The organism is Mesorhizobium sp. M1403, assembly GCF_040317695.1.
In the GTDB taxonomy this organism is placed as follows: Bacteria; Pseudomonadota; Alphaproteobacteria; order Rhizobiales; family Rhizobiaceae; genus Mesorhizobium.
Map to the genome: position 1 here is coordinate 79,679 of NZ_JAMYKY010000012.1, position 24,531 is coordinate 104,209.

A 24,531-nucleotide genomic window follows, 5' to 3' on the forward strand; every position below is an offset into this window, starting at 1 on the left:
GCTCACCGGCGGCCCAGCAAAGGACCGCTGTCGGCGGCATTCTATTCCACGCTGAGCCGATACCCAATACCGCGCACGGTCTGCAGCCAGACCGGATTGGACGGATCGCGTTCGATCTTGCGGCGCAGCCGGTTGATCTGGACGTCGATCGTGCGCTCGCCGACCTCGGACTCGTCGCCGACAAGCTCATGCCGCGGTATCGTTTCGCCGGCACGCGCAGCGAAGATCGCCAGGATTTCCTGCTCGCGGTCCGTCAGCTTGAGCGCCTCGCCGCCGCGCTTCAGCTCACGCCTGGCGATCTGGAAGGTATAGGGGCCGAAGACCAGCTGTTCGACCTTGGGCGTCGTCGCGGGGCCGCCGCGGCGCAAGATATTGTTGATGCGCAGGATCAGCTCGCGCGGGTCGAACGGTTTTGGCAGATAGTCGTCGGCGCCGGCCTCGAGCCCGGTGATCCGGCTGTCGGTTTCGGACAGTGCGGTGAGCATCAGGATCGGTACGTTTTTTTCCGCCCGCAGCGCCTTGGTGAGATCGACGCCGCTTTCACCCGGCATCATGACGTCGAGCACGATCAGATCGAAATCGAGGCCGGTGAGCTTGCGCCGCGCCTCGCCGGAATTTCCGGCAACGGTGACGCGAAAACCGTTTTCGGTCAGATACTGTTTCAGAAGATTGCGGATTCGGGTGTCGTCGTCGACCACCAGCAGATGCGGCGCGTCGTCTTCCGGTGCTGTCGGATGATCAACCCTCTCAATGGTCTCCATGGCTTTTCCCTGACATCTTTGCGGGCACAATGTCGATCTGCGCCCTTAGTTCCGGATTGACCATCGCCTCAAGGAACCGTTCGATAACGGCGCGTTCGGTGGCTCCGGAATCCTCCAATGCAGCATGGATGCGGCGCGACTGTGGCCGCGCCAGTGCCAGCGCCAGCGCACGGCCCTTGGCCGTCGGATAAAGCTCGCGCTGGCGGCGGTCGCGAGGGCCCTGCAATTGCACGATATGGTCGGTGTCGATCAGTTGCTTGAGCACGCGCGCCAGGCTCTGCTTGGTGATCTTGAGCACGTCGAGGAGCTCGGCGACCGTCAGGCCGGGCCGGCGATTGACAAAATGCAGAACCCGGTGATGAGCACGGCCAAAACCGTAGTCGGCCAGGATCTGGTCCGGATCGGAGGTAAAGTCGCGATAGGCGAAGAAGAACAACTCGATGATGGCGAAATCGATGCCATCCTCGTCGGTGATCGCCGTCCTGATCGGCTCTGCGGCTGCGTGGCTCGTCATCTTTTCTCCGTGTGAAGCAGGAAATTATGTCAGCACTATTGACGTATTTTCCGCGCGATGGTAATTTTTGGCAAGCTTTTCGGCGGATTGCGAACGAAAAGGCAAACGAAGCCCTTTTTTCCGGAACTTCCTGAGTTTGCCAGACCTTAAATATCCGCCTACGCTTTGAGACAATGGCCGCCCGCGGCGGCCGAGGCGAAACACGCAACGACACAATGATGTGCGGGCTGCCGCCCGCGGGAGGTTACCATGGCATCCGTTCCCTTCGACCAACTGGACGGCTTTATCTGGATGAACGGCGAATTCGTCAAATGGGCCGACGCCAAGATCCACGTCTTGACCCACGGGCTGCACTACGCCAGCGCGGTATTCGAGGGCGAGCGCGCCTATGGCGGCGAAATTTTCAAGCTGACCGACCACACCGAACGCCTGCATGAGTCGGCGCGCCTGCTTGGCTTCAAGATACCCTACTCGGTCGCCATGATCGACGACGCCTGCCGCATGCTGTTGAAGAAGCAAGGTTTCCAGGACGCCTATGTCCGGCCGATCGCGTGGCGCGGCAGCGAACAAATGGGCGTTTCGGCGCAGAACAGCCGGATCAACTGCGCCATCGCCATCTGGCAGTGGCCGAGTTATTTCGACCCGGCGCAGAAGCTGAAGGGCATCCGCCTCGACATGGCCGAATGGCGCCGCCCCGACCCGCGCACCGCACCGTCGAAATCGAAGGCGGCCGGCCTCTACATGATCTGCACCATGTCCAAGCATGCCGCCGAGGCCAAGGGCTATGCCGACGCCATGATGCTCGACTGGCGTGGCCAGGTGGCGGAAGCGACAGGCGCCAACATCTTCTTCGTCAAGGACGGCAAGATCCATACGCCCAAGCCCGATTGCTTCCTCGACGGCATCACCCGCCGCACGGTCATCGGCCTTGCCAAGGACCGCGGTTTGGAGGTGATCGAGCGCGCCATCATGCCGGAAGAGCTTGAAGGCTTCCAGCAGTGCTTCCTCACCGGGACAGCGGCCGAGGTGACGCCGGTTTCGGAGATCGGCCCGTACCGATTCGAGGTCGGTGAGATCGCCAAGACGCTGATGAATGACTATTCTGCAGCCGTTCAACCCAACCACGCGATTGCTGCAGAATAACGAAAGTCACAGCTTTTTTATCAAGTAGGGGCGGTTTTCGGGCCGCCCCTTTTATTTAAGCGTTTGCGCATTTGACTTTCGTCCAATTCGGCGTCTCATGATGGCGTCGGCCCGGGAGGCTGGCAGCTATGGAGGGATTGGAAATATGGATATGAACACGCTTCTTCCGATCATTATTCAGGTGATTACGGGTATCATCGGTGGTCAGGCGGTGGGCGCGGCTATCAAGACGGCGGCGATGGGTCAGCTTCCCAAAATCCTGGGCGGCGCTGTTGGCGGCGTCGGCGGGGCGGCCATCCTCAGCAGCCTGCTGGGCGGTGGGGCGGTCGATCCGGCAGCAGCCGCCACGGCGGCAGGGGCCGGCAGCGCGTTGAACATTCCCAACATCGTTGGCGGTGCCGGCGGCGGCGCCATCCTGACCGGCATCATCGGTGCGGTCATGAACGCGATGAAGAAATAAGCTTCGACGTTTCAGGCTTTTCAAATGGGCGGCTTCGGCCGCCCATTTCGTTTGCCGTTTGCCGTTTGCCGTTTGCGGGAGCGGTGGACGCCGTCCGCGTGTGTCTCTACATCAGGGCCTGATTCAACAAGGTTAGAGCTTTCCTGACGCGTTCGAGGGGGCGCGCGGAGCTCCGACAGTGTGAAAGGACAAATATGGGTCAGCTCAACGCCGGCATCGTGCCGGTCACGCCGTTCCAACAGAACTGCACCATCCTCTTCGACATAGACGACAGACAAGGCGTCGTCGTCGATCCGGGCGGCGACATCGACAAGGTGCTGGCGGCGCTCAAGGACAATGCGATCACTGCCGGCGCGATCTGGATCACTCATGGCCATATCGACCATGCCGGCGGGGCCATGGAACTGAAGGAGGCGCTCGATATCGAGATCATCGGCCCGCATGCCGCCGACCGGCCGCTGCTCGCCAATCTCGAGAACCAGGCGAAGCGCTACGGCATCACCGATCCCGTGCGCAACTGTGTCCCCGACCGGTTCCTTGCCGAGGGCGAGACCGTTTCGTTTGGCTCACAGGTGTTTGAGGTATTCCATTGTCCGGGCCACGCACCCGGCCACGTCGTCTACTATAACCGGGCGGCGAAGTTCGCCCATGTCGGCGACGTGCTGTTCCGCGGTTCGGTCGGCCGCACCGACCTGCCGGGCGGCGACCACGCCGCGCTGATCGCCTCGATCAAGGAGAAGCTGTTGCCGTTGGGCGACGACATCGGCTTCATCTGTGGCCATGGTCCCGGCGGCCGTTTTGGTGAGGAGCGGCGGAGCAATCCTTATTTGGTCTAAAGCCGGCCTGGTCTGAAACCGCGAAAAACAAAAAGCGCCACCCACCGGGCAGCGCTTTTGTTCCAGAGGGGAAACTGTCTCAGTTGGCAGTGCAGAAATGCTGTTCGCCGTCATAGCCGGTGAACGTGCCGGTACGCGCGTTGAAGCTCTGGTAGCGGTCCGAGCAGTATTCATACCAGCCGCGGGTCCACGGCTCCGCATAGCTTTCGGCATAGGCCACTCGCGGTTGTACGTAATACCGACGCACCGGGGCAGGCCGGTAGTATTTATCATCATAGGCCGGGTCGTAATAGCGGGGCTGCGGGCTGGCGAGCGCACCGCCGATCAGGGCACCGGCCGCAAGACCAAGGACGCCGGCTGCAACGGCGTCGCCGTGGCCGTGGTGGCGGCGGTGATGGCGCCATTCATCGGCACTGGCCGCAGGCAAGGTCGCAAGCGTGGTCGCAACGACCGCGGCGGACAGGATGGCAGTCTTGAAAATTCCGTTCATGTCGGTCTCCTTCGTGCCGGCCCGGGTCGTTTTCGGGGGGATGCGGTCCGGCTTTAACGAAGATTAATATGCGACCGTGGCTGAACGGGGGCTGAACGAAATTTGACCAAGCGGTTCATTTAACTGGGGTTCAAACATGCGGCAAACACCGCAGGCCAGACCGGCCCACGTCCATTCTGTCCGGGGCTGGTTCAGCCGATCGACAGGTTGACGGCTTTCGGACCCTTGCCGCGCTTGTCCGGCTCGGTGTCGAATGTCACTTTCTGCCCATCCTCAAGACCGGGAAGACCCGACGCCTGCACGGCCGAAATATGGACGAAGACATCCTTTGCCCCGTCGTCCGGCGTGATGAAGCCGAAGCCCTTGGCGTGATTGAAGAATTTGACGGTGCCGGTCTGCGGCATGGGAAGCTCCTTTGATCCCACAAGTCCAGTCTCGGGCCGGCAAATGCCCGGACGGAAATTTGTCCTTTATTTTAGTGCCATCGGCAAGAGAAAGTTTTGCGGGTGCCGGCAAGCATCCCGGAACACAAAAGGCGCGACGAAAACCGCCGCGCCTTTATAAAATTCGAGTTCACACCAAAAGCCTTGCAGCATCCTCACACACCCGAAAGGACGCGCGGCACGCCGCCGTTCAGGCGGCGCGGAGATTGACCGCTTTCGGACCCTTACCCATACGGTCGGGCTCGACATCGAAGGTGACCTTCTGACCGTCGACGAGCGTGCGCAGCCCGGAAGCCTCTATCGCCGAGATGTGGACGAATACATCCTTGGCGCCGCCATCGGGCGTAATGAAGCCGAAGCCTTTGGTAGCGTTGAAGAATTTAACGGTGCCGGTCTGGGCCATTGGGGAAACTCCTTCACCCGTGTCAGTCTTGGTGGTTCCGCCCGCCGCCTGGCGCCGTGGGCAAGTCCCGGTGGTTGCTTCGGCAGTCATGCATTGGCGCATGGTAAAACCCCCCGCCGAAAACGGGGCTGTCAGAGATTCACAGTATCGGGGAAAGGTCGTCCAAAACGTTCCGCTCTCCGGGTCGCAAATGCCCGAACACAAAATTTATCGCACGGAAACGTGATGCTTGCAAGATAGAGCCGCGGGCGGCCCAACAGGCGCATCCCGACGCATCGCACCGATAGAACTGGTTCTCCGCGCGGTCATCGGCCAGACGCAACCCAGGCATGGTCCAGCAAGCTGGGCCGGTGCTGTTTTGGACTTGCGCCGGCAACCCGCCTTGGTTTGCATGCGCCAGGCTACAAACGGGGGTTGCATTTGGCAGCAGAATGGCGAGATTGACGAGGATCGGCCCGATGCAGGCGCGATTATGCGGGGGCGGGAGTTTCGAGGGAGGGAATATTCATGCGGCTTCTTGCGGCAATCTTCTCGCGGCAGGGTTTTTCCATCTTGTTCCTGTCGGCAATTCTTGCGGCCTGCACCGTCGTGGTCGACGAGGGGCCAGGGCCGCGCCCGCCACGGCCGGGGCCGCAATTCTGCACCAAGCAATATGACCCGGTCTGCGCCCGGCGCGGCGGCGACCGCCAGACCTTCGCCAATGCCTGCCTTGCCGAACGGGCCGGATACCGCATCATTCGCGAGGGCGAGTGCCGCGGCGGTGGTGGCGGCGGTGAGGAGCAGACATTCTGCACCCGCGAATACCGCCCGGTCTGCGCTCGTCGCCATGGCGAGCTGCGCACATTCCCCAACGAATGCGAAGCCCGCGCGGCGGATTATCGGGTGGTCGATGATGGGCCGTGCTAGCGCACCGGCCTCACTGTTCGTCCGGATACGCACCATCGGCGGGGCCGACGTAGAGCTCGGCGCCGTCCTCGTTGGAGATGCGCAGGCGATCGGGGATCTGCGGCATCATCAGCGTGTGAAGCAGCGTGGCGGCGCCTTGCAGGGCGGCGCGCAGGTTCGGTGCCTCCAGCGACACTCGATCGAGTATCGCTTCGTCGGCATCGCGCGAGCGGTAGAACTCGATGACGAAGTTCAAGCACGCCTCCAGGCAGATTGTCGTGCGATCGAACCCTAGCCTTTGGACTTGGGTTTCACAGCGGTCTCCGCCTGCTTGACCGCCGAGCCGAAGGGCGAGGCCGGTTTTGCCGCCACCTTGTCCTTCTTGGGCTTGCGTGTCTCGCGATTGCTGCGCTGTTGACCCTTGGCCATTTTCTGATCCCTTATACGTGTTGCGGATTGCTTTCGGCTCAACTGGCCGGGTTGTCGACCGGTTCGAGATTGTCTTCCGTGGTGACCCGCTCATAGGTCTCCTGCTCGCTGCGAATGCGATATTGCGGCGAGCCGTCCTTGACCGGCAGCCGGCTCTTTATCTGGAACAGCTCCGCGGTCTTTTGGGCAAGGCCGGTGCGGCTCTTCATGCGGACAGTCTGGCCGACGGTGAAGATATGCGCCGGCGTGTCCGTGCGCCGCGCACTCTGCTGGAAGCGGATCATGTGGCATTCTCCTGGTCGTGCCGAAGCGCTGCTTCGAGTTCGGCGTGGTCGACGGCGACAAGCCGGCTGGTCGGGCTTTTCACCGTCCTTGCCGGCAGATGGATGAAGGTGGCGACGCGGCGCCAGGCAAGCCACGACATGCCGTCGATCAGTTCCTCGTCGTGGTCGATGTCATAGTCGCCGGCCGGCTGCATGCCATCCAGGCCGCCAAGCACGAAAGGTGCCGCGAAATGCGCGATGGAATGAGTGGTGCGGGCAGACATTCTCGTGCCTTGAAGTTTCTTTCCGGCCTGGCTCCGGAAGCGGAGCCTGCATTGCGGTACCAGGTGTCGGCGATTTGGATCAGTTTGGCGGGCCGAGAACCCTGACGCCGCGAGGGCCCAAGCATGACCCAAAAACGGTTTCATACCATTAGTCCGAAAATGCGGCTTATTCAAGAAGATTCCGGCCTCTTACCCCTACCAACGCAAAATTACTTTTCTATAGTTATTTGCAGAACGATGATACGATCCCGGTGCACCTCAAAAATTGTTTGAAGAACTTCCGGAAAAATTCCTCCGGCATTTGTATTTATTTAGGTATGAAAGGAAGAGAGTCATGAATTCCGCAAGAACACCGGATGTCCCGACAGTTGCAGTCAATCCCGTCGCAAAGCCGATAAAGGTTATGTCGCCGCGCCTCACGATAAGAAGCGACGAGGCGGCAAGGCGAAGGCTTGCCGACACCGATGGCACGGTGCGGCGGGCGCGCCAGCTTGCCGAAAGCAACCGCCTGATTTGACGCGCAGCCATGACACTCAATTTTCCCAATCCCAGCCGCTCCTACGACGCGGCGGCCAAGCGCATTCGTTTCGTCGGCCATGACGGCATGTTCGAAGTCCCGTTCTTCGTCGAGGTTGCGGCACTTTCGGCGGCAAACCCGGCCGCAAGCGGAGCCGAGGCCGAATTTCTCAGTGCCTTCGACGCCAAGCGTTCGTCGATCCACGATATTGCGCGCGAAGCCTACTCGCATGGCCGCAGGAACATGTATGTGCTGACGCCGGCCGACTTCCGCTAGTTTGGGGTTTGCTCCATAGTGCCCGTCGTCTGCTCTTGCACGCGCCGCAGCGATGGCCTAGATCGCGGCAGGCGGACAACACGGCAGGTTTCCCATCAACAGAAATCCGAGACAACCGGCAGGCGCACGTTACGGCTCAGGCGGGCAGCCGCCGCTGGGGCTCGACCAGTACGTGCAGCAGGCGCTGCAGCTGCACCAGGCGGGGCGCCGGCAGGAGGCCGAGGCGCTTTACCGTCAGGTGCTGGCGCAAAAGGCTAACCACTCGGCCGCCGCGCATTTCCTCGGGCTTCTGCTGCACCAGACCGGGCGCAGCGCCGAGGGGCTGGCGCTGATCGAACAGTCGGTTCGGCTGCAGCCGAACAATCCGGATTTCCTCAACAATCTCGGCACCGTGCTGCGCGACCTCGGCCGGGTCGCGGCCGCAGCCGATCTCTTCCGCAAGGTGGTGGCAACCAGGCCGGACCAACTGGCGGCGCGCGACAATCTCGGCTCGTCGCTGAAGCAGCTCGGCCAATTCGAAGGCGCCGAGGATATTTATCGCGGTACGATCGGCCGCAACCCGTTCCATGTCCGCGCCCGTGTCGGGCTTGCCGAGACGCTGCAGGAAGCGGGCCGGCTGGATGAGGCATTAGCTGTTTTTCGCGAGGCGCTGACGATCCGGCCGAAGGATGCCGATCTTTTGCATGGCCTGGGTGTCGGGCTGATGGAAAAGGGCAGTCTCGACGAGGCTGCGGATCTTTTCAGGCAGGCGCTGGCGGTGGATCCCGGCATGGCAAGGGCCTGGCTAATGCTCACCCAGGTCAAGCGCCAGAAGGAGCGCGACGCCGAGCTTGCCCGGATGGAGGCGGAGCACGCCAGGGCGCCGCAAGGCAGCCTGCCGCGCATGCAGCTTTCCTTCGGCCTCGGCAAGGCCAATGACGACCTCAGGGATTATGGTCGCGCCTTCGACTATTTCGCCGAAGGCAACGCGATCCGCCGCCGGGGCATCGACTACGACGCCGACAAGACGCGCGGCGAGTTCGAGGCGATGAAGGCGGTGTTCGACAAGGCCTTTTTTGAAAAGCACAGGCCGAGCGGGATTACCGACGACACGCCGATCTTCATTGTCGGCATGCCTCGTTCCGGTACCACGCTGGTCGAGCAGATCATCGCCAGCCACCCGCAAGTCTATGGCGCTGGCGAGCTCAGCATATTGAAGACGGCGGTCGGCAAGCAGTTTCCGCTCAGCATGAAGGGCGGCTTTCCCCGGGGCATCGCCGACATGTCCGATAAGGCCTATGCCGAGGCCGGCCAGGCCTATCTCGATATGCTGCACGTCCGCTATCCCGGGTTCCGGCACGTCACCGATAAGATGCCCGGCAATTTCCTGTTGGTCGGTTTCATCCATATGATGCTGCCGCAGGCCAAGATCATCCATTGTGCGCGCGATGCGGCGGCGACCTGCCTGTCGATCTACAAGGTGCACTTCCGCGGCGACAGCCACCGCTACGGCTACGATCTCGGCGAACTCGCCGATTTCCACAATCTCTACACCGACATCATGGCGCACTGGCACGCCGTGCTGCCTGATGTCGTGCACGACGTTCGCTACGAGGATTTCGTCGCCGACCAGGAAGGCCAGTCGCGAGCACTGATCGCCCATCTCGGCCTGCCATGGGACGACGCCGTGCTGTCGTTCCACCGGACCGACCGGCCGGTGCGCACGGCGTCGGCCGCGCAAGTGCGGCAGCCGATGTATCAGGGCTCGGTCGATCTGTGGAAGCGCTATGGCGACCGGCTGAAGCCGCTGCTCGACAGGCTGGCTTAGAGCGCCGCCGCGCCTAAAGCGCGTCGCGCTCGATCGGCCTCATGCGACGCGCTTTAGATCCTTGTTTTTATGCATGTCGTTATCGCAAAACCGCTGCGCAGTTTTGCGCGACATGCATCAAAGCTCCATAAACGGCTGAAAGCCGCCAAAGATCATGCGCTTGCCGTCGAACGGCATGGTCGACCAGTCCGACTTGAGGCGTGGGTCGGCCATAACCTTGGCCATCACCGCGTCGCGGCTCTGGCGCGATTCATAGACGATCCATGAGAAGACGACGATCTCGTCGTCCTTGGCCTGCACGGCGCGCGGGAACGAGGTGATCTCGCCATAAGGGACGTCGTCGCCGACGCATTCGACATAGGCAAGTGCACCGTGCTCCTTCCAGACGGCGCCGGCGGTTTCCGCCAGCTTCTTGTAGGCATCGAGCTTTGCCTTCGGCACGGCAAGTACGAAACCATCGACATAAGACATCTGATTTCCTCCATGCGATTGTTTTCCGCCCTCTTGAGCGGTGATTTCAGGTACAAACCTGTGTGGGGATCCTAAGCTTTCTTCACCGGCGCGTTCATTGCCCATTCGACGCCGAACGGATCACGCATATTGCCCCAGCGGTCGCCCCAGAACATCACCCGCAACGGCACGACTTCCTCGCAGCCCGCCTCGATGGCCCGCTTCCACCAAGCGTCGATGTCGTCGCTGCCGAGATGGAGCTGCATGGTGTAGCCCTGCGGCTTCACAGCGGGCATTCCATGCTCGGGATAGAAGTCGGAAAGCATCAGCGTCGAACCGTTGATGTGGAGATGGATATGCATGGTACGGCCCTGTTCGTCCGGCGGATAGGCAAAGACCTGCTCGGCACCGAAGGCCTTTTGGTAAAATTCGGCGGCTTTGAAAGCGCCGTCCAACTGAAGGTAGGGCGTCAATCCGCCAAGCACTTTGGCGGCGGGCTGGGTCTGCGCCTGGTCATTCATGTCATGCTCCTCTTTGCGTCTGGTTTGCCTTTGCGAACCACAGGACGAACGAAATGGCGGCGATCCTACACGGCCGATGGTTTTTTGGATTCGAAATGGCACCTGCCGCGATGGCCAACTGCCACCTTTCACCCTTCGATGCGAATCCGCGGGCTGTTTTGCGCGTCGACGACGATTTCCGGCCAGCCAATATCTTTGCGCAGCTCGATCGGCAATGAAAGTATGGCGCGTTCGCTGCGATAACGGGCGCGAGCCGCCGAGTAACGCGTTACGGCGTAACCTATGGATGACAGAATAGACATGATGCTTTCTCCTCGATTGGCGCCGGCATCACCGTGTCGGCAACCCAAGGACGTGGCATGCGATCATCATCCGACAGAGCGGCGGAATTTTTTTCCGCAATTTTTCAACCGTCGGCCTCGGCAACCTCCCGGAAGAAAGCTTCCGGGTCGTCGACCTCGGTCAGCCGCCGTTTCTCGATCAGCCAGAAGCGGTTGCCAACCGCGCGGATGAAGGAGCGGTCGTGCGAGGCAAGCAGGCAGCTTGCTTGATGTTCCAGCAATTCCGCTTCCAGTGCCTCCTGGCCGTCGATGTCGAGGTGGTTGGTCGGCTCGTCGAGTAAATAGAAGTTGGGATTGGCGAGCCTGAGCGCCAGCATCATCAGCCTCGCCTTCTGTCCGCCCGACAGCACGCTGATCCTGCGCTCCTGCATGTCGATGCTGACGCCGGCGCCCGCGAGCAGCGAGCGGGCGCGCTGCTCGCCAACGTCGAATCCGCGCGAGAGCATCGCCAGCGGCGTGTCGTCGCCGCCGATGCCCGACAATGCCTGGTCGCTATAGCCGAGCACGGTCGACGGCGTCACCTTCAGGCTTTGCGCCGCCGTTTCCGGCTCGACGATGGCGTTCCGGATCAGGCCGATCAGCCGTGATTTGCCGACGCCGTTACGGCCGAGCAGGACGATGCGGTCGCCTTGGCAGATGTGGCGCTTGCCGGTGCTGAACAGAACCGTGCCGTCAGGCGTTCCGACCACCAGATCGTCGAGCGTGATCAGCACTTTGGCATGGCTGCCGCGATTGGTGAGCTTGATCGTGCCCGCCGATCTTTCGCGGTGTGCCGGCGCCGCCGCTTCTTCCAGGCGCTCTGCCCGCTGGTTGAGCTGCTTGGTCTTGACCGTCAAAAGATCGCTGCCGGAATTGATGCCGATATTGTTGAGCTTGGCCGCCTGCCGGCGCAGCTGCTGCGCCACTTTCATGTCGCGCTGGAACTTGCGCTCGGTCGAAGCGTCGACCTCGTCCAGCGCAAGCCTCGCCCGCGAATAGGGCAGCGAGAACACCGGCGACTGGTCGGGGCGCAGGAACAGCGTGCGGTTGGTTGTCGCGTCGAGGAACGCCCTATCGTGGCTGGCGATCACCAGCGGCACCTCACGCGGCAGCGCGTTCAGCCAGGTCTCGAGCTGGCTGATCTTGCCGAGGTCGAGATGGTTGGTCGGCTCGTCGAGAAGCAGGACGTCGGGATCGGTGACCCAGACGCGGGCGATCAGCGCCAGCCTTTGCCAGCCGCCGCTCAAGGCCCGCATCGGCCGCTCGCGCATCGGATCGGGTACGTCGAGCGAATCGAGGACCACATCGACGCGCCACAGCTCGCTTTCGGCCTGCTCGGCCGGCAAGGCGTCGGCCACCACCTCGTGAAAGCTGCGCCCGGCCAGCGCTGCGGGGATGACCTGCTCGACATAGCCGACGCGCAGGCCGCGCGTGCGGGTGATGTCGCCGGTGGTGGCTTCGATCTCGCCGGTCAGGCACTTCAGCAAAGTGGATTTGCCGCGCCCGTTGGCGGCGACGATGCCGAGCCGGTCGCCGGTGCCGATGGTGAGATCAAGGCTGGAAAAGAGCGGCGCACTCATGGTGACGCCGAGAGACTTGAGGCTGATCAGGGCCATGTCGATTTCTCTGGTCTTTCCGGAGACAAGTTCCGGTTCGATGCACTTTGACCGTGCGCAGGCTGGCCATCAGGCTCGGCGTTGCAGCACCACGAAGGGCAGACCAAGAAAATCGAAGCGGGAGAACCCGGACCGTCTCTGGTCGGCCCTGCAAGCAAGCTCGCAGGGCAGGGACAGGGCCGCGCTGACGGTGGTGGTCGAAAGTCACGCAGCCCTCCTTTCAAGACGTTTGAGTGTGGCAAATGGCTATACCAGGGAAGGGGCCGATGGCAAGTGGCTGCCGATCAGGGGGTACACCCTAATGAGATCTCAAATTGTCTGCATGGCATCGGTCCAACTATCGTTTTTTCGCTGCTTCATCGTCCCTTTCGGTTTTGGCTTATGTCTTTGCTCTAGGTGTAAAAAGTTTTACCTTGACTATTTTTAGTTTTTATCTATTTTTGGCTTAGCAGAAAAGGAAGGATTAAAATTGTGAATGAGAAGATGGCTAGAGAGGCAGCGGTTCGTCTCTTGGAAGAAAAGGGTAATAGGGTAACTGATATATCGAAAGGTCAGGGGGTGCCGAAGTTTTCTCGGATTCTGATGCAGAAAGATACCAGCACGCTGAGCTGCGTGATCAAGACGTCAACCGGAGGCCGCATCTCGTTTACGCGCGACACGGACGGAAGCTACAAGGTTCTGCGCGACGCTGAATACGTGATCCACGTCCGGCCAGCTGTTAACGATCCCACGATGGTCCGAGTTACCATGTTCGACCGCAAAACGGTCGTTCAGGCTTTTGATGCCAACCATGTAGCCTTGGTTGAACACAAGATGGAGCACATGCCCTCATGGGTGAATCCTGACGAAGAAAAGGGATGGCGGCTGACTGGATCGGGTTTTGGGAGGAACGCCTTGTGGTCTGAGACCGTGCCTCTTGCTCCAGCGGCAGTCGACAATACCGCTTCAGCAACGCAGGCCAACGTAGCTGATCAACCTTTGAAATTGACCATTGCGCAGGCGAAGCAGGGGCTTGCGGAAAACTTTGGGGTTGCTCCTGACAAGATCGAGATTATCGTGAGGGGATGAAAAGAAGCCTCCTCCGCAAATAGCAATCCCAATAAAGAGCATCGTAGCTGTCCCATGACAAACGATACGCACCAGCCTGACTTACTTGGAGGAGGTATTTTTACCGTTCCCGAAACGGCAGAACTTGTGGAGGCGTCGCAAACATCTGTTCGCATTTGGGTTGGTGGGAAGAAGGGACGCCAGCAGCCCGTCATTGATAACCAGCTTGGGCTGGTCAACGGAAAAGTGGCCGTCAGTTTCACAAATCTTATGGAGCTTCGCTTCGTGGCACGCTTCGCCAAGGCTGGCGTGCGGCTAAACGAAATTCGATCCATCTTGCAAGAGGCAAAAGATACCCTAGCCCACCCGCATCCATTCGCTGCGGGAATAGTGTTTCGAACCGACGGGCGCCGCGTGGTCGCGGAGATAGCGCGGAAGCGCGGTATAGAGCTGGTATACGAGGATCTGAAAACAAAAAACTATGAGATGCCTATAATCGTCATGCCTTCCTTGAAGGAGGATGTTGTGTTCGATCCACAAGGCAACATGGTCGCTTGGTATCCGCGAAAGGAGATCGCCCCCAACGTCATCGTGCACCCACGCTTCTCGTTCGGCAGGCCGGTTCTTCAAGACAGTCATATTCCGACTGAGACGTTGGCTGATGCAGTGAGGGCTGAAGGCAGCGTCCGTGCCGTGGCGGATCAGTTCGAGATATCAGAAAGGCATGTCAGGGAGGCCATACGCTTCCAGGCTGACCTGCGGCAGGCAGCTTGAAGGTCGCCTTTGACGAAAATATGCCAGCCGCAATGGTGCGGGTCTTTCAGCTTTTCCACAAAGAGCGCAGCCTAAAACATATAGTGCAAGGCGTCGTGATCGAGAGCGCTAAGGATTACACGCCTAGGCTAGGTGACGGAGACTATCAGCCGAAAAATGATGTGCCTTGGGTGAAGCGTTACGCAGCCTCTGGCGGGACGGTGATCGTATCTGGCGATACCAAAATGGCCACTGTTCCTCACGAAAGGCTCGCCTTAGTTCAAGAGGGTATGATCGTAATCTTCTTTGCTCCGAAGTGGGGTCAATGGCCGTTCTGTCGCAAGGCCGCATTGCTGTTGCATTGGTGGCCAACCATCCTGAAGCACTCGAAAAAAGCCAAGCCAGGGTTCTTCGCCGTGCCCTGCGCTTGGCCAGATGACGGTAAGGGCAAGCTTCGCACAATTTCGACAGGCGAAGCAAAGTTGGTTAAAATACAGCGACAGAGGGCTGAGACCGCCACTAAGAGACAAGCGCGGAAAATGAAGCGCGAAGCTGAAAGCCAGGGAAGGTTGTTCGATGAGAGCCAAGGATAGGCACGAACGCAATCGGCCTTGATGGTGACATAGGCGTAAGCGTTCCTGGACAAACCATCTCGGCCGCGGTGATGGGGGAAGAGACGGAGCTAGCGGCTCAGTCGGAGAGCCTTACCGCCCCGGGCGGCCGGTCTTGCCGGGCCGTCGCTTTTCGCGACGCGCGTCGGCGGAGTCTTCGTAGGAACCGATGCCGGCACGTTCGCGGACAATGGGTTTGGCAGAATCATTGCGATCCTTCGCGCCCCCCTCTGCCCTGCCGGGCATCTCCCCCACACGGGGGGAGATCGGCTGTGGCTTGGCCGGCACCTTTCCTTCAACCGGCTTCTCGGTCCGGCGCACTGTCATCTCGTCGAGCGAGTTTTTCTTGAACAGCGGTTTGGTCGGCTCTCCGGGGATGCCGAAATCGGAGCCGTGCGCTTCTTCGGCCGACTGTTTCTTGAACAGTGAACGCGACACCGCGCCGGCCGGCGTCGGCATGTCGGTGCCCGGCCCCATTGCGTCGAGCGACGGTTTGGCAAAGAGCGGCTTCTTGACCGGTACGGCGCCGTCGGCGCCCATCTCGTCGAGCGCGGGCTTGCGAAAGAGGTTGGGCCGGGCCGCCTTTTCGGCGGCACGTGCCTCGTCGAGTTTGCGGAAACGCTCCTGTTCCTCTGATGTACGATGTTTGGCCACGCCCTTGTTGTGCTTGCCCTTCTCGCGGCCGGAGACGGGGCTTTCCATGTCGGCATATTTGGCCAGCGGATCGTCGGAGATCGACAGTTCCATCTCGCGCAGCCGCTTGATCTCGTCGCGGATGCGGGCCGCCTTTTCGAAGTCGAGGTTGGCGGCGGCGTCGCGCATCTGCTTGTCCATCGCGTCGAGATGGGCTTTCAGATTGTTGCCCATCATCGCGCCGGCGCTGTCGGTGAACTGCGAGATGTCGGCGCGGACATGATCCTTCTCGTAGACCGAGTCCAGGATGTCGGAGATGCGCGACTTGACCGATTCCGGCGTGATGCCGTTGGCTTGGTTCCACTCCATCTGCTTTTCGCGGCGGCGGCTGGTCTCGGCCATCGCTCGTTCCATCGAGCCGGTGATCTGGTCGGCGTAGAGGATGACCTTGCCGTCGACGTTGCGGGCGGCGCGGCCGATGGTCTGGATCAGCGATGTCTCGGAGCGCAGGAAGCCCTCCTTGTCGGCATCGAGGATGGCGACGAAACCGCATTCGGGAATGTCGAGGCCTTCGCGCAACAGGTTGATACCAACGAGCACGTCGAAGGCGCCGAGCCGCAAATCGCGCAGGATCTCGATGCGCTCCAGCGTGTCGATGTCGGAGTGCATGTAGCGCACGCGAATGCCTTGCTCATGCAGATATTCGGTCAGGTCCTCGGCCATGCGCTTGGTCAGCACGGTGACCAGCGTGCGGTAGCCTGCCCTCGTCGTTTCGCGGATCTCGCCGACCACATCGTCGACCTGGCTCTTGGCCGGGCGCACTTCGACCGGCGGGTCGATCAGGCCGGTCGGGCGGATGACCTGCTCGGCGAAAACGCCGCCGGACTGTTCCATCTCCCAGCCGCCGGGCGTTGCCGAAACAGCGACCGAAAGCGGGCGCATGGCGTCCCACTCCTCGAAGCGCAACGGCCGGTTGTCCATGCAGGACGGCAGGCGGAACCCGTACTCGGCCAGCGTCGCCTTGCGGCGAAAGTCGCCGCGATACATGCCGCCGATCTGCGGTACGGTGACGTGGCTTTCGTCGACAAAGACCAACGCATTGTCGGGGATGTATTCGAACAAGGTCGGCGGCGGATCGCCCGGCTGGCGGCCGGTCAGATAGCGCGAGTAATTCTCGATGCCGGCGCAGGAGCCGGTCGCCTCAAGCATCTCCAGGTCGAAGCGGGTGCGCTGCTCCAGCCGCTGCGCCTCCAGCAACCGACCGGCCCGTTCGAGTTCGACCAGCCTATGCTTGAGTTCTTCCTTGATCGACTTGATGGCCTGGTTCAAGGTCGGGCGCGGCGTCACATAGTGCGAATTGGCGTAGATCTTGACGCTCTTCAGCTCGCCGGTCTTTTGGCCCGTCAGCGGATCGAATTCGGTGATCGCCTCGATCTCGTCGCCGAACAACGAGATGCGCCAGGCACGGTCCTCGAGGTGAGCCGGGAAGATCTCGATCGTGTCGCCGCGCACCCGGAACGAGCCGCGGACGAAGTTTATGTCCTGGCGCTTGTATTGCTGGGCGACGAGGTCGGCGAGCAACGCGCGCTGGTCTAGGCGGTCGCCGATCTGCATCTGGAAGGTCATCGCCGTATAGGTCTCGACCGAGCCGATACCGTAGATGCAGGAGACCGAGGCGACGATGATGACGTCGTCACGCTCGAGCAGCGAGCGCGTCGCCGAGTGGCGCATGCGATCGATCTGCTCGTTGATCGAGGATTCCTTCTCGATGTAGGTGTCGGTCCGGGGCACATAGGCCTCAGGCTGGTAATAGTCGTAGTAGCTGACAAAATACTCGACGGCGTTTTCCGGGAAGAATTTCTTGAACTCGGAATAGAGCTGCGCGGCAAGCGTCTTGTTGGGGGCCAGGATCAGAGCAGGGCGCTGCGTCTCCTCGATCACCTTGGCCATGGTGAAGGTCTTGCCGGAGCCGGTGACGCCGAGCAGCACCTGGGTGCGGTCGTTGCTGTTGACGCCCTCGACCAGATCCTTGATCGCCGTCGGCTGGTCGCCGGCCGGCTCGAAATCCGAGACCATCTTGATGGCGATGCCGCCTTCGGATTTCTCCGGTCGGGCAGGGCGGTGCGGCGTCCACAGCACGCCGTCCTTGTGCAGCGGATTGCCGGATTCGATCAGCGCCGACAGCGCCGCGACGGTGGCGGTGACGCCGCCCGAAGCCATGGTCTCGGCCTCTTCCAGTGAGACATCGAGGCCGGCGACAGGATTGAGACCGGCCGCGGTGCGCTCCCGCGCCGAAGCCGCGCCGCCCATCGACGTGCCGCGCGCCGTACGGCCGGGGGAAGACGAGCGCTCGGGGATCTTTTTCGCCGGCTTCGCTAATTTGCCGCCGACTTTGCCGGAAACGCGCCCTTCCTTCTCGGCTTCCTGCTCGATCTGCTCGGCCCAGTCGGCGATCGAGCCGGTTAGCGGCGCGCCGGTGAACTCGGCCTGCGGCGCTTCGGCAAAGCCGTGCAGTGGCTCCGAGGCATCGAGGAAATCGGTCAGCGGGCTGCGCCGCTTGGGCGGCGAAGCGCGATCGTCATTCGCCGGCGGCGGTGTTTTCTTGTCAGAGAGTCTGGCCATGGCCCGAATATGGGAGGTATCGGCCAAAATGGAAAGAGCGGAGTGGTGAGGGGTGCTGCGCGCAATTTGGCTGCTGACAGCAGGGTGTCAGGAGCACCCTCCAAGCTTCCCGCTCAATTAAACCACAACGCGAACGTCAGAAACCCGGCGCCGCCGAATTGGCGCTGGATCTGGTCGAACTCCTCGCTGGTGAGAATCTTCCCGCGCTCGAGATAGGGCGCGATGGCCGGGCCGGTGATCGACAGCACCAGGTCGAAGGGCTTCGGCTCGTCGAAGAAGCGCTTCATGTTGATGCCCTTGTCGGCGATGCGGAAATGCGGCAGCAAGGTGCGGCCTTCCAGCAGATCCTCGGCCATGGCCAAGGCGGCGAGCCAGGCCTGCACCTGCTGCTCGCCGACGTCGAGGCCGGTGAGCGGGCTGGCGCCTTTTTGCTGCGGCCCGGGCAGCCATTCACGGTCATTGTCGGTTTCGGCGCGGATGGCTTTCCAGTCCTCGCGCGACAGCCGGATCATTTCCATGAGATGGCGGCGCGCCGCTTGCCGGCGCTCCGGCTCGACCACTTGCCAGTTGACGAGATGGACCAGCGAGATGAAATCGGCGATGCGCCATTCGGACGACAACATGCCGCCGCTCATGCCGCCGTCCGGCGGAACGAGCGTGTCCTGCAGCGGCAGGTTGGCGCGCGGGAACAGCATATGGAACGAACCGTCGAAGGTGTTGCTGAAGTCATGCGCCAGCCAGAAATCGGCCTGCGCCATCAGGAATTCGGAATAGCCCTGTAGCCAGTAGCCGTCGGCGCGGTCGAAGCGGAAGGTGAGGGCGGGTGCGGCCGCGTCTGGCGCACCGCCGCCGCGTGACAGGGACGCCATGATCGCGGCGGCACTTTCGTCCGGCGCGATCTGGCCGTCCTCGTTGAGATCGATGCCGAGACGGGTCAGGTCGATGACCATGCCGATATCCGCGTCGGCGGGTACCGAGCCCAGCGTGGCTGCGGATTTCTCCAACCGGTCGCGGAAGGCGACGAGAATGGCGCGGAATTGTTCGTAGGTCAGCGGCTCGGGATCGACATTGTCCGGCACCGGCAGCCGCATCAGCGGCAGCATGAACGATTGCGGGCTGTCGAAACCGTGGCGGTGCAGACCGCCCGCCAGGATCTCCAGCGCGGTGAAGAATTCACTGGCGCCGGCGGCATAGGCCGATGCCGGATTGCCGGGCGCGGCGGCTTCCAGCGCGGCTAGCGCGCTGTCGCGCTCGGCCACGGTTTTTGCCTCGAACAGGGCCGTCGGTTCGGGAGCCGCGGCTCTGGCCGAGGACAGCGGCAGGAGAAGAACGATGGCGCCTGCCATCAGCCTGGAAAAACGCGTCATCGTGATCGCCCCTTTTGTCGCTCCGCAGTGGATCATACACGCATTTGGTTCGCGCGCCTGTAGCCCTGTGGTTCACCGATAACAGTCGACGCTTCAATCAATCCGGCGGACGGTCTACACAGGGCAAACGATTGGGCGTCGCGTGTCGAATTATCCGCTTTCCTACAAACTGTCCTGGCTGCCCCGTTTCCTCCGGCCTTCGCTCGGCGGCGCGGCTCGCGGCTTCGCTCCGATGGCGGCAGCCCTGCTCGAACCGGCGCCGGCGCGGACGGTGCGGCTGGCATTCGTCGGCGACATCTCGGCGGTGGCCAATCGTCGTGCGCCGGACTGCGATCCGGCGATCGCGGCGCTGCTCGCCTCGGCCGATCTCGTGGTCGGCAATTGCGAAAGCCCGGTCGTGGAACGGCCGAGCTCTGTTTTGGGTACGAGGTTCGGCACGCACCATGCGATGAGCGAGCGGTTTCTTGCCGAGGCGCTGGCCGCCGCCGGCATTTCGCTGGAAAGACTGGTGCTGTCGCTGGCCAACAACCATGTGCTCGACCAGGGCATTGCCGGCTTCGACGAGACTGTCGCCGCGATAGCGCGGCTCGGCAGCCGCACCATCGGTGCTGGGGCTCCAGTCGAACGGTTTGCGGTCGGGCCGCTGACCATCGGCCTTGCCGGCTTTACCCTGTGGCGCAACGCCGGCGCGGCTCAATTCGCGGGCCGAGTCTCGATGCAAGGCGATCCGACGCAATGGCCGCGCGGTGCCGCATCGGGTGTCGATCTCCTCTGCGCGGTGCCGCATTGGGATTGGGAGTTCCGGCATTTTCCGCGCGCAGAAACGCGAAAGCTCGCCCAGCGCCTGGCCGAACATGGCGTCGGCTTGGTCGCCGGGCATCATGCCCACGTCGTGCAGCCGATCGAGCGGATCGGCAAGACGCTCGTTGCCTATGGGCTCGGCGATTTCTTCGGCACCGCCTTCGCGCGCCAGCCATGGCCGAGCCGTATCGGCGCCATTCTCGTCGTCGACATCAGCGCCGATCCCGGCACGCGCGGGGCCATCGCCGCCTACCGGCTGCATGCCTTCATGCGGCTGCGCACCGGCGATCATGAGCGGCTGGTGCCGGTTGAAGCGCTGGCGGGAAAATCGAGGCAAAGGGTTCTGGCCCGCCTTGATGCGATCTTCGCCGCGCGCTGACGGCTGCGCTGACGCGGTCCACAAAACCGGCTATCATGCGCTACGCGGGCAGGCTTGTGGCGGCGGGTGGGCGATGGAAACAGCGGATTTCATGCCGAGCGAAGCGGTGATCGCCGGCATCAGGAAGAACATCGAGGCCTACGAGGCCGAAAGAGCTTCGGCCCATCGCCAGACGCGCTGGCGGGTGCCGATGTTCATCGGACTGCTGCTGGTGTTCGTGGCGCTTGTGGCCTGGCTTTTCAACGGGGTTGCCGACCCGAACGAGCAGTGGTTCTCGACCCCGCATGTGTTCCTCTATATCGGCGGCTTCCTGGCGGCAATCCTGCTCTATTTCAAGGCGATCAAGCCGGCGCGCAAATTGCGGCAGTCGTTCCGCAGCACTCTGCTGCCGATCGTCTTCGGCTTCATCGAGAACATGCAATACCGGCACAACGTCAAGCCGAATTCGTTTGACCGGTTGCCGCGTGAGACGGTTGGCCCGTTCAACCGGCAGTCTTTCGACGATGTTTTTTCCGGCCGCTATGAAGGGTTTCCGTTCGAGCTTTACGAAGCAGATCTCCGGGAAGGGACGGGCAAGAGCACGACAGCAGTGTTCAAGGGCGTAATCGTCGCCTTCGAGACGATCGTGCCGTTCCCCGGCACATTGGTCGCCGCGCGCCGGACCAACAAGGTCGTCGGCTTCTTCCGCGGCATCTTCGGCAGCAAGATGCAGGAACTGTCCAGCGGCGTGCCGGAGCTCGATGCCGCCTACGAGTTCCGCACCGACAATATCGAGGCGGCGCAGCCGCTGGTGACCGGCCGGCTGGCGCAGGCGCTGCGATGGCTCGGCGAAACCCGGCCGAACGATCCGGCACGCGTTGCGCTCAGCGGCAGCGACGGCTTCTTGCTGCTGCCGCAGGAAAGGAATTTCTTCGAGCTGCCGGATATCTCCACGCGCCTCGACTACACCAAGCATGTCGCGCCGATGATCGCCGACATGGGCGCGATCCTGGCGACAGCGGCGCTGGTGCGAAAGATCGGCGTGAACGATGTAGAAGCCGGTTGAACTGGAATTCAGCCGTCAACAATCGAAGCCATAGTTCTGGCGATAATAGTCGGCGTCATCCTTCGACATCTTTTTGAAGAGAACGCAGACAGTGAAGCTTCCCACCCGGCGTCCGTTCTTCATATAACCCCAGTCGGAAATATCGTCCCGGCTGAATTCGATCTCCTGGCCTGCCACGACGTTGTGAACGGTCTGCGGCTCGTTGTCCAAGGTTCCCGCAAATCCGGCCGCCGTACGGTGGAAGGGAATGACCCAGAAATGTTCCGTGGCGTCCCCGTCCCTGACCATGACTTTCAATTGGAAGTCGGCGGTTCCGGATGGAGGCGCGTCGGCCAATGCCAGGAAGTCGTCGAGACCGGCACGCGCCTGCTCGATAGCGGCCGCCATCTCCGGATCGTCGCCAGCTACGCTGACGACCTTGTCGTCGCCCTGACCAGGAGTTTGCGCGTCGGCTGATGCCGGAGCAAACGCGAGCAACAGGGCAAGCGCGGTACGGCTGCAAGCTTCATGGTGAGACTGCTTTCGACATTTCCGCCAGACAAACCGGATCATCATTCGCCGAACGTCTGATTGGCAACTGGTTTTTGTCTCCATCCGGCGCTATTCCTGGGACAGTGGGGTGGGGCTATGATCGAGGAACGCAAGGGGTTTCGCCTGTCGCGGCGGTTGCTGCTGGGTGCGGCGGTGGTCGGCGGCGCGATGGTCTGGGGCGGGACGACCGTGGCGAGGCTGGCGCGCGGCCCGTCGGCGCAGAAGAATTCCGGCCGCATTGCCGACATTGACGGCATCGACCTGGCGCTGAAGCCGCTCGAGAACGCGCCAGCCTACGATCCGGCGCTGCCATGGCTGGCCAAGGGCGGCGACATCAACGATGCCAGCGGCCTGTCGATGACGCCGGTCTACGGCGTTATCGAAGTCAGCGAGGAAAACCACATTGCGAGCGCGCTGGCCTTTGCCCGCACCAACGGCCTGAAGGTCTCGGTCGCGGCGGTGCGCCACTCGATGGGCGGCCACGCTTTCGATGACAATGCGTTGATCCTCGACATGCGCAAATTCAACAAGGTCCGCGTCGATGCGGCGGCGAAGACGATGACCTTGCAGCCGGGCGCGCGCTGGCACGACATCCAGGATTTTTTGCACCCGCGCTTTGCGGTGAAGGCGATGCAGTCGACCGACATCTTTTCGGTGGGCGGCTCGCTTTCGGTCAACGCGCATGGCATGGACCACCAGGCCGGCTCGGTCGCCGGCTCGATCCGTTCGATGCGGGTGATGCTGGCCGACGGTTCGGTGACAACCTGCTCACCGGCCGAAAACACCGAGCTGTTCCGCCACGTCGTCGGCGGCTACGGCCTGTTCGGCGTGGTGCTGGAGGCGACACTCGATATCGTCGACAACGCCGTCTACCGCACCTCGCGCGAGATCATCAAATCGGACGAATTCCCGACGTTCTTCGCCGAGGTGCTGGAGCCAAACAGGGCGATTGGTCTGTTTTATGGGCATCTGTCGACTGCGCCGGGCAATTTCCTCGAGGATATGATCGTCTATCGCTATGACAAGGTCGCCGACCAGCCGCCGGCCGACCAGCCGGCAATCGGTGAACCGGGCTCGGTTGGGCTCAAACGGGTGATCATCAACCTGGCGAAATGGGGCAGCCTGTTCCAGGAGCTGAAATGGTTCACCGAAAAGACGCTGGAGCCGCAATTCGAGAGCTGCACGGTGGCGCGGACGGCGGCAATGGCCGAAGGCGAGGCCTGCCTGGTCACCCGCAACAACCCGATGCACGATTCAGTACCCTATCTGTTCAACGATCTGCTCGACGAAACCGACATACTGCACGAATATTTCATCCCGCGGGCGGGCTATAACCCGTTCATCGCGGAAGCGCGCGAGATCCTGCGCAACCAGACCCTGCCGGTGCTCAACGCTTCGGTACGCATCGTCCACAAGGAGGATGTGGCGTTGAATTATGCACCGGAGCCGGCCTATTCGCTGGTGCTCTACATCAATCAGCCGACCGACGCCGACGGCAATGCCAGGATGCGGGCACTGACAAGGGCGCTAATCGACGTGACGATCAAGCATGGCGGGCGTTTTTTCCTGCCCTACCAACTCCACTACACGGGCAAGGAGCTGCTTGCCTCCTATCCGGAACTGCCGTCCTTCCTGGCGAAGAAGCGGCAATACGATCCGGGGGAGCTGTTTTCCTCGACTTTTTACCGCGCCATCAAGGCACTGATCGGCACGGCCTGAAGTGCCGGTTACAGACCGTCAGGCAGCTTCGCCGCCAGCCAGTTCGCCGAGCGCCTGGCGATGCCGATCGTTGCCGATGCGGCGCGGCCGAGATCGGTCTTGACCACGGCGTACCCGGTCTTCGTGCGGTAGAGCAGGGCGCTGCCGCCATCGACCGCCGCTTCGTAGGCGACCGGCCGGACGGCTTCTGTTTCCGTCGCCGTCGCCTGCGTTCCGACCGCTGCACTGGGCCGATGGCTCAGTTCTGCTGGCAGCGGCTCTGTCGCGGCCGTACTGGCCGTCGTCAATTCGGGCTCCGAAGTGGTCGCCGCGAGCTGCGATGACGAAGACGAGTTCTGTGTCCGGCAGATGCCCGAGACCAGCGGATAATCGAAATTGCGCTCGTGCAGCATCTGGCTTTTCATCGCCGCTTCGCATTCGGCAATGGTCGACCATTTGGCGGGCGTCTCGCCGATATATTCGCAAAGCCTGGCGTCGCAGTCGCAGCCGACGATGGTCATGGCGACAAGGGCGGTCTTGATCACGGTCTTGTCCCTCCGAATTGCCTGGCGCATGTGCGCAAGATCAAAGTGCTACGGCGTCATCAATCGTTGCGGAACAAGGCG

At 61.9% G+C, this 24,531-nt stretch carries 30 protein-coding genes; 13 read left to right on the forward strand and 17 right to left on the reverse strand.

Features of this window, described 5'->3' with window-relative positions; genetic code table 11:
* Positions 1 to 41 precede the first annotated feature (41 nt).
* Together NKH01_RS19835 and NKH01_RS19840 are read right to left on the reverse strand one after the other, a co-directional pair.
* Positions 42 to 761: a response regulator gene (locus NKH01_RS19835; RefSeq protein WP_023719183.1), complete on the reverse strand. Its 720-nt coding sequence runs from the start codon at positions 759 to 761 to the stop codon at positions 42 to 44.
* The gene (locus tag NKH01_RS19840; RefSeq protein WP_023719182.1) at positions 748 to 1,275 is read right to left on the reverse strand and encodes a MarR family winged helix-turn-helix transcriptional regulator; all 528 of its coding nucleotides are present in this window, start codon (positions 1,273 to 1,275) and stop codon (positions 748 to 750) included. Before NKH01_RS19840 ends, NKH01_RS19835 begins: the two co-directional genes overlap by 14 nt.
* Positions 1,276 to 1,524: 249 nt before the next feature.
* Between NKH01_RS19840 and NKH01_RS19845 the strand changes: the two genes are divergently transcribed.
* The 3 genes from NKH01_RS19845 to NKH01_RS19855 all read left to right on the forward strand — a co-directional run bounded on the left by NKH01_RS19845 (position 1,525) and on the right by NKH01_RS19855 (position 3,714).
* Complete coding sequence (locus tag NKH01_RS19845) at positions 1,525 to 2,418, forward strand: branched-chain amino acid aminotransferase (protein ID WP_353021885.1); 894 nt, start codon at positions 1,525 to 1,527, stop codon at positions 2,416 to 2,418.
* Between the two features lie 145 nt (positions 2,419 to 2,563).
* Complete coding sequence (locus NKH01_RS19850; protein ID WP_023719180.1) at positions 2,564 to 2,878, forward strand: hypothetical protein; 315 nt, start codon at positions 2,564 to 2,566, stop codon at positions 2,876 to 2,878.
* A gap of 194 nt (positions 2,879 to 3,072) precedes the next feature.
* Positions 3,073 to 3,714 carry an MBL fold metallo-hydrolase gene (locus NKH01_RS19855; protein WP_353021888.1) on the forward strand — a complete coding sequence of 214 codons (642 nt, stop codon included), beginning with the start codon at positions 3,073 to 3,075 and terminating at the stop codon, positions 3,712 to 3,714.
* Positions 3,715 to 3,793: 79 nt separating this feature from the next.
* On the opposite strand, the gene NKH01_RS19860 is transcribed toward NKH01_RS19855, so the two are convergent.
* The 3 genes from NKH01_RS19860 to NKH01_RS19870 all read right to left on the reverse strand — a co-directional run bounded on the left by NKH01_RS19860 (position 3,794) and on the right by NKH01_RS19870 (position 5,050).
* Positions 3,794 to 4,204 (reverse strand): BA14K family protein, encoded by a 411-nt coding sequence (locus NKH01_RS19860; protein WP_353021890.1) that lies wholly within the window; start codon positions 4,202 to 4,204, stop codon positions 3,794 to 3,796.
* A 191-nt stretch (positions 4,205 to 4,395) separates the two neighbouring features.
* A complete protein-coding gene (locus NKH01_RS19865; RefSeq protein WP_006202521.1) occupies positions 4,396 to 4,608 on the reverse strand; it encodes a cold-shock protein in 213 nt (70 codons plus the stop codon).
* A 229-nt stretch (positions 4,609 to 4,837) separates the two neighbouring features.
* A complete protein-coding gene (locus tag NKH01_RS19870) occupies positions 4,838 to 5,050 on the reverse strand; it encodes a cold-shock protein (RefSeq protein ID WP_006202520.1) in 213 nt (70 codons plus the stop codon).
* A gap of 507 nt (positions 5,051 to 5,557) precedes the next feature.
* Between NKH01_RS19870 and NKH01_RS19875 the strand changes: the two genes are divergently transcribed.
* A complete protein-coding gene (locus tag NKH01_RS19875) occupies positions 5,558 to 5,956 on the forward strand; it encodes a Kazal-type serine protease inhibitor family protein (protein ID WP_352846606.1) in 399 nt (132 codons plus the stop codon).
* A 10-nt stretch (positions 5,957 to 5,966) separates the two neighbouring features.
* Here the strand turns inward: NKH01_RS19875 and NKH01_RS19880 are convergent, their stop codons facing one another.
* The 4 genes from NKH01_RS19880 to NKH01_RS19895 are packed head-to-tail and all read right to left on the reverse strand — an operon-like array spanning position 5,967 to position 6,911.
* Entirely contained in the window at positions 5,967 to 6,191 is a 225-nt protein-coding gene (locus NKH01_RS19880; protein ID WP_292661267.1) for a hypothetical protein, read from the reverse strand.
* A 35-nt stretch (positions 6,192 to 6,226) separates the two neighbouring features.
* On the reverse strand, positions 6,227 to 6,364 hold the full coding sequence (locus NKH01_RS19885) for a hypothetical protein (RefSeq protein ID WP_023719175.1): 138 nt from the start codon (positions 6,362 to 6,364) through the stop codon (positions 6,227 to 6,229).
* A 38-nt stretch (positions 6,365 to 6,402) separates the two neighbouring features.
* A complete protein-coding gene (locus tag NKH01_RS19890) occupies positions 6,403 to 6,648 on the reverse strand; it encodes a hypothetical protein (protein WP_352846608.1) in 246 nt (81 codons plus the stop codon).
* Positions 6,645 to 6,911, reverse strand: coding sequence for a hypothetical protein (locus NKH01_RS19895; RefSeq protein WP_352846610.1), 267 nt, complete (start codon positions 6,909 to 6,911; stop codon positions 6,645 to 6,647). The genes NKH01_RS19890 and NKH01_RS19895 overlap by 4 nt, the downstream gene beginning before the upstream one ends.
* A gap of 334 nt (positions 6,912 to 7,245) precedes the next feature.
* Between NKH01_RS19895 and NKH01_RS19900 the strand changes: the two genes are divergently transcribed.
* The 3 genes from NKH01_RS19900 (at position 7,246) to NKH01_RS19910 (ending at position 9,511) form a co-directional block, all read left to right on the forward strand.
* On the forward strand, positions 7,246 to 7,428 hold the full coding sequence (locus tag NKH01_RS19900; protein ID WP_023719172.1) for a hypothetical protein: 183 nt from the start codon (positions 7,246 to 7,248) through the stop codon (positions 7,426 to 7,428).
* Positions 7,429 to 7,437: 9 nt separating this feature from the next.
* Positions 7,438 to 7,704 (forward strand): DUF1488 family protein, encoded by a 267-nt coding sequence (locus tag NKH01_RS19905; RefSeq protein WP_023719171.1) that lies wholly within the window; start codon positions 7,438 to 7,440, stop codon positions 7,702 to 7,704.
* Positions 7,705 to 7,876: 172 nt separating this feature from the next.
* Positions 7,877 to 9,511, forward strand: coding sequence for a tetratricopeptide repeat-containing sulfotransferase family protein (locus NKH01_RS19910; protein WP_353021893.1), 1,635 nt, complete (start codon positions 7,877 to 7,879; stop codon positions 9,509 to 9,511).
* A gap of 117 nt (positions 9,512 to 9,628) precedes the next feature.
* Here NKH01_RS19910 and NKH01_RS19915 read toward each other — a convergent pair whose 3' ends face one another.
* The 4 genes from NKH01_RS19915 to NKH01_RS19930 all read right to left on the reverse strand — a co-directional run bounded on the left by NKH01_RS19915 (position 9,629) and on the right by NKH01_RS19930 (position 12,418).
* Positions 9,629 to 9,982: a DUF1428 domain-containing protein gene (locus tag NKH01_RS19915; RefSeq protein ID WP_352894576.1), complete on the reverse strand. Its 354-nt coding sequence runs from the start codon at positions 9,980 to 9,982 to the stop codon at positions 9,629 to 9,631.
* A gap of 71 nt (positions 9,983 to 10,053) precedes the next feature.
* Entirely contained in the window at positions 10,054 to 10,482 is a 429-nt protein-coding gene (locus tag NKH01_RS19920; protein ID WP_353021896.1) for a VOC family protein, read from the reverse strand.
* A 128-nt stretch (positions 10,483 to 10,610) separates the two neighbouring features.
* The gene (locus NKH01_RS19925) at positions 10,611 to 10,784 is read right to left on the reverse strand and encodes a hypothetical protein (protein WP_023678401.1); all 174 of its coding nucleotides are present in this window, start codon (positions 10,782 to 10,784) and stop codon (positions 10,611 to 10,613) included.
* 104 nt (positions 10,785 to 10,888) lie between these two features.
* Complete coding sequence (locus tag NKH01_RS19930; RefSeq protein WP_353021898.1) at positions 10,889 to 12,418, reverse strand: ABC-F family ATP-binding cassette domain-containing protein; 1,530 nt, start codon at positions 12,416 to 12,418, stop codon at positions 10,889 to 10,891.
* 471 nt (positions 12,419 to 12,889) lie between these two features.
* On the opposite strand from NKH01_RS19930, the gene NKH01_RS19935 reads away from it, so the two are divergent.
* From NKH01_RS19935 to NKH01_RS19945, 3 genes are read left to right on the forward strand one after another with little or no spacing between them, the layout of a single operon-like run.
* A complete protein-coding gene (locus NKH01_RS19935; protein ID WP_353021901.1) occupies positions 12,890 to 13,486 on the forward strand; it encodes a hypothetical protein in 597 nt (198 codons plus the stop codon).
* 54 nt (positions 13,487 to 13,540) lie between these two features.
* On the forward strand, positions 13,541 to 14,239 hold the full coding sequence (locus NKH01_RS19940; RefSeq protein ID WP_353021903.1) for a DUF433 domain-containing protein: 699 nt from the start codon (positions 13,541 to 13,543) through the stop codon (positions 14,237 to 14,239).
* The gene (locus tag NKH01_RS19945) at positions 14,236 to 14,811 is read left to right on the forward strand and encodes a PIN-like domain-containing protein (RefSeq protein WP_353021906.1); all 576 of its coding nucleotides are present in this window, start codon (positions 14,236 to 14,238) and stop codon (positions 14,809 to 14,811) included. The genes NKH01_RS19940 and NKH01_RS19945 overlap by 4 nt, the downstream gene beginning before the upstream one ends.
* 111 nt (positions 14,812 to 14,922) lie before the next feature.
* On the opposite strand, the gene uvrB is transcribed toward NKH01_RS19945, so the two are convergent.
* Together uvrB and NKH01_RS19955 are read right to left on the reverse strand one after the other, a co-directional pair.
* Entirely contained in the window at positions 14,923 to 18,084 is a 3,162-nt protein-coding gene (gene uvrB, locus NKH01_RS19950; RefSeq protein ID WP_353021908.1) for an excinuclease ABC subunit UvrB, read from the reverse strand.
* Positions 18,085 to 18,197: 113 nt separating this feature from the next.
* Complete coding sequence (locus NKH01_RS19955) at positions 18,198 to 19,451, reverse strand: hypothetical protein (RefSeq protein ID WP_353021910.1); 1,254 nt, start codon at positions 19,449 to 19,451, stop codon at positions 18,198 to 18,200.
* 142 nt (positions 19,452 to 19,593) lie between these two features.
* On the opposite strand from NKH01_RS19955, the gene NKH01_RS19960 reads away from it, so the two are divergent.
* A complete protein-coding gene (locus NKH01_RS19960; RefSeq protein ID WP_353021912.1) occupies positions 19,594 to 20,631 on the forward strand; it encodes a CapA family protein in 1,038 nt (345 codons plus the stop codon).
* A 73-nt stretch (positions 20,632 to 20,704) separates the two neighbouring features.
* Positions 20,705 to 21,676: a hypothetical protein gene (locus NKH01_RS19965; protein WP_353021914.1), complete on the forward strand. Its 972-nt coding sequence runs from the start codon at positions 20,705 to 20,707 to the stop codon at positions 21,674 to 21,676.
* A gap of 15 nt (positions 21,677 to 21,691) precedes the next feature.
* On the opposite strand, the gene NKH01_RS19970 is transcribed toward NKH01_RS19965, so the two are convergent.
* The gene (locus tag NKH01_RS19970) at positions 21,692 to 22,270 is read right to left on the reverse strand and encodes a YegJ family protein (RefSeq protein WP_353021917.1); all 579 of its coding nucleotides are present in this window, start codon (positions 22,268 to 22,270) and stop codon (positions 21,692 to 21,694) included.
* A 33-nt stretch (positions 22,271 to 22,303) separates the two neighbouring features.
* Between NKH01_RS19970 and NKH01_RS19975 the strand changes: the two genes are divergently transcribed.
* Positions 22,304 to 23,926 (forward strand): FAD-binding oxidoreductase, encoded by a 1,623-nt coding sequence (locus NKH01_RS19975; RefSeq protein ID WP_353021919.1) that lies wholly within the window; start codon positions 22,304 to 22,306, stop codon positions 23,924 to 23,926.
* 8 nt (positions 23,927 to 23,934) lie between these two features.
* Here the strand turns inward: NKH01_RS19975 and NKH01_RS19980 are convergent, their stop codons facing one another.
* Positions 23,935 to 24,450, reverse strand: coding sequence for a hypothetical protein (locus tag NKH01_RS19980; protein ID WP_023719159.1), 516 nt, complete (start codon positions 24,448 to 24,450; stop codon positions 23,935 to 23,937).
* Between the last annotated feature and the right edge of the window lie 81 nt (positions 24,451 to 24,531).

Coding starts and splice junctions, on each gene's coding strand:
- NKH01_RS19855 (WP_353021888.1), top strand. CDS start 3,073: ATGGGTCAGCTCAACGCCGGCATCGTGCCGGTCACGCCGTTCCAACAG.
- NKH01_RS19975 (WP_353021919.1), top strand. CDS start 22,304: ATGATCGAGGAACGCAAGGGGTTTCGCCTGTCGCGGCGGTTGCTGCTG.
- NKH01_RS19915 (WP_352894576.1), bottom strand. CDS start 9,982: ATGTCTTATGTCGATGGTTTCGTACTTGCCGTGCCGAAGGCAAAGCTC.
- NKH01_RS19875 (WP_352846606.1), top strand. CDS start 5,558: ATGCGGCTTCTTGCGGCAATCTTCTCGCGGCAGGGTTTTTCCATCTTG.
- NKH01_RS19925 (WP_023678401.1), bottom strand. CDS start 10,784: ATGTCTATTCTGTCATCCATAGGTTACGCCGTAACGCGTTACTCGGCG.
- NKH01_RS19840 (WP_023719182.1), bottom strand. CDS start 1,275: ATGACGAGCCACGCAGCCGCAGAGCCGATCAGGACGGCGATCACCGAC.
- NKH01_RS19885 (WP_023719175.1), bottom strand. CDS start 6,364: ATGGCCAAGGGTCAACAGCGCAGCAATCGCGAGACACGCAAGCCCAAG.
- NKH01_RS19965 (WP_353021914.1), top strand. CDS start 20,705: ATGGAAACAGCGGATTTCATGCCGAGCGAAGCGGTGATCGCCGGCATC.
- NKH01_RS19905 (WP_023719171.1), top strand. CDS start 7,438: ATGACACTCAATTTTCCCAATCCCAGCCGCTCCTACGACGCGGCGGCC.
- NKH01_RS19865 (WP_006202521.1), bottom strand. CDS start 4,608: ATGCCGCAGACCGGCACCGTCAAATTCTTCAATCACGCCAAGGGCTTC.
- NKH01_RS19870 (WP_006202520.1), bottom strand. CDS start 5,050: ATGGCCCAGACCGGCACCGTTAAATTCTTCAACGCTACCAAAGGCTTC.
- NKH01_RS19890 (WP_352846608.1), bottom strand. CDS start 6,648: ATGATCCGCTTCCAGCAGAGTGCGCGGCGCACGGACACGCCGGCGCAT.
- NKH01_RS19900 (WP_023719172.1), top strand. CDS start 7,246: ATGAATTCCGCAAGAACACCGGATGTCCCGACAGTTGCAGTCAATCCC.
- NKH01_RS19920 (WP_353021896.1), bottom strand. CDS start 10,482: ATGAATGACCAGGCGCAGACCCAGCCCGCCGCCAAAGTGCTTGGCGGA.
- NKH01_RS19930 (WP_353021898.1), bottom strand. CDS start 12,418: ATGGCCCTGATCAGCCTCAAGTCTCTCGGCGTCACCATGAGTGCGCCG.
- NKH01_RS19850 (WP_023719180.1), top strand. CDS start 2,564: ATGGATATGAACACGCTTCTTCCGATCATTATTCAGGTGATTACGGGT.
- NKH01_RS19835 (WP_023719183.1), bottom strand. CDS start 761: ATGGAGACCATTGAGAGGGTTGATCATCCGACAGCACCGGAAGACGAC.
- NKH01_RS19845 (WP_353021885.1), top strand. CDS start 1,525: ATGGCATCCGTTCCCTTCGACCAACTGGACGGCTTTATCTGGATGAAC.
- NKH01_RS19860 (WP_353021890.1), bottom strand. CDS start 4,204: ATGAACGGAATTTTCAAGACTGCCATCCTGTCCGCCGCGGTCGTTGCG.
- NKH01_RS19955 (WP_353021910.1), bottom strand. CDS start 19,451: ATGACGCGTTTTTCCAGGCTGATGGCAGGCGCCATCGTTCTTCTCCTG.
- uvrB (WP_353021908.1), bottom strand. CDS start 18,084: ATGGCCAGACTCTCTGACAAGAAAACACCGCCGCCGGCGAATGACGAT.
- NKH01_RS19970 (WP_353021917.1), bottom strand. CDS start 22,270: ATGGAGACAAAAACCAGTTGCCAATCAGACGTTCGGCGAATGATGATC.
- NKH01_RS19940 (WP_353021903.1), top strand. CDS start 13,541: ATGACAAACGATACGCACCAGCCTGACTTACTTGGAGGAGGTATTTTT.
- NKH01_RS19895 (WP_352846610.1), bottom strand. CDS start 6,911: ATGTCTGCCCGCACCACTCATTCCATCGCGCATTTCGCGGCACCTTTC.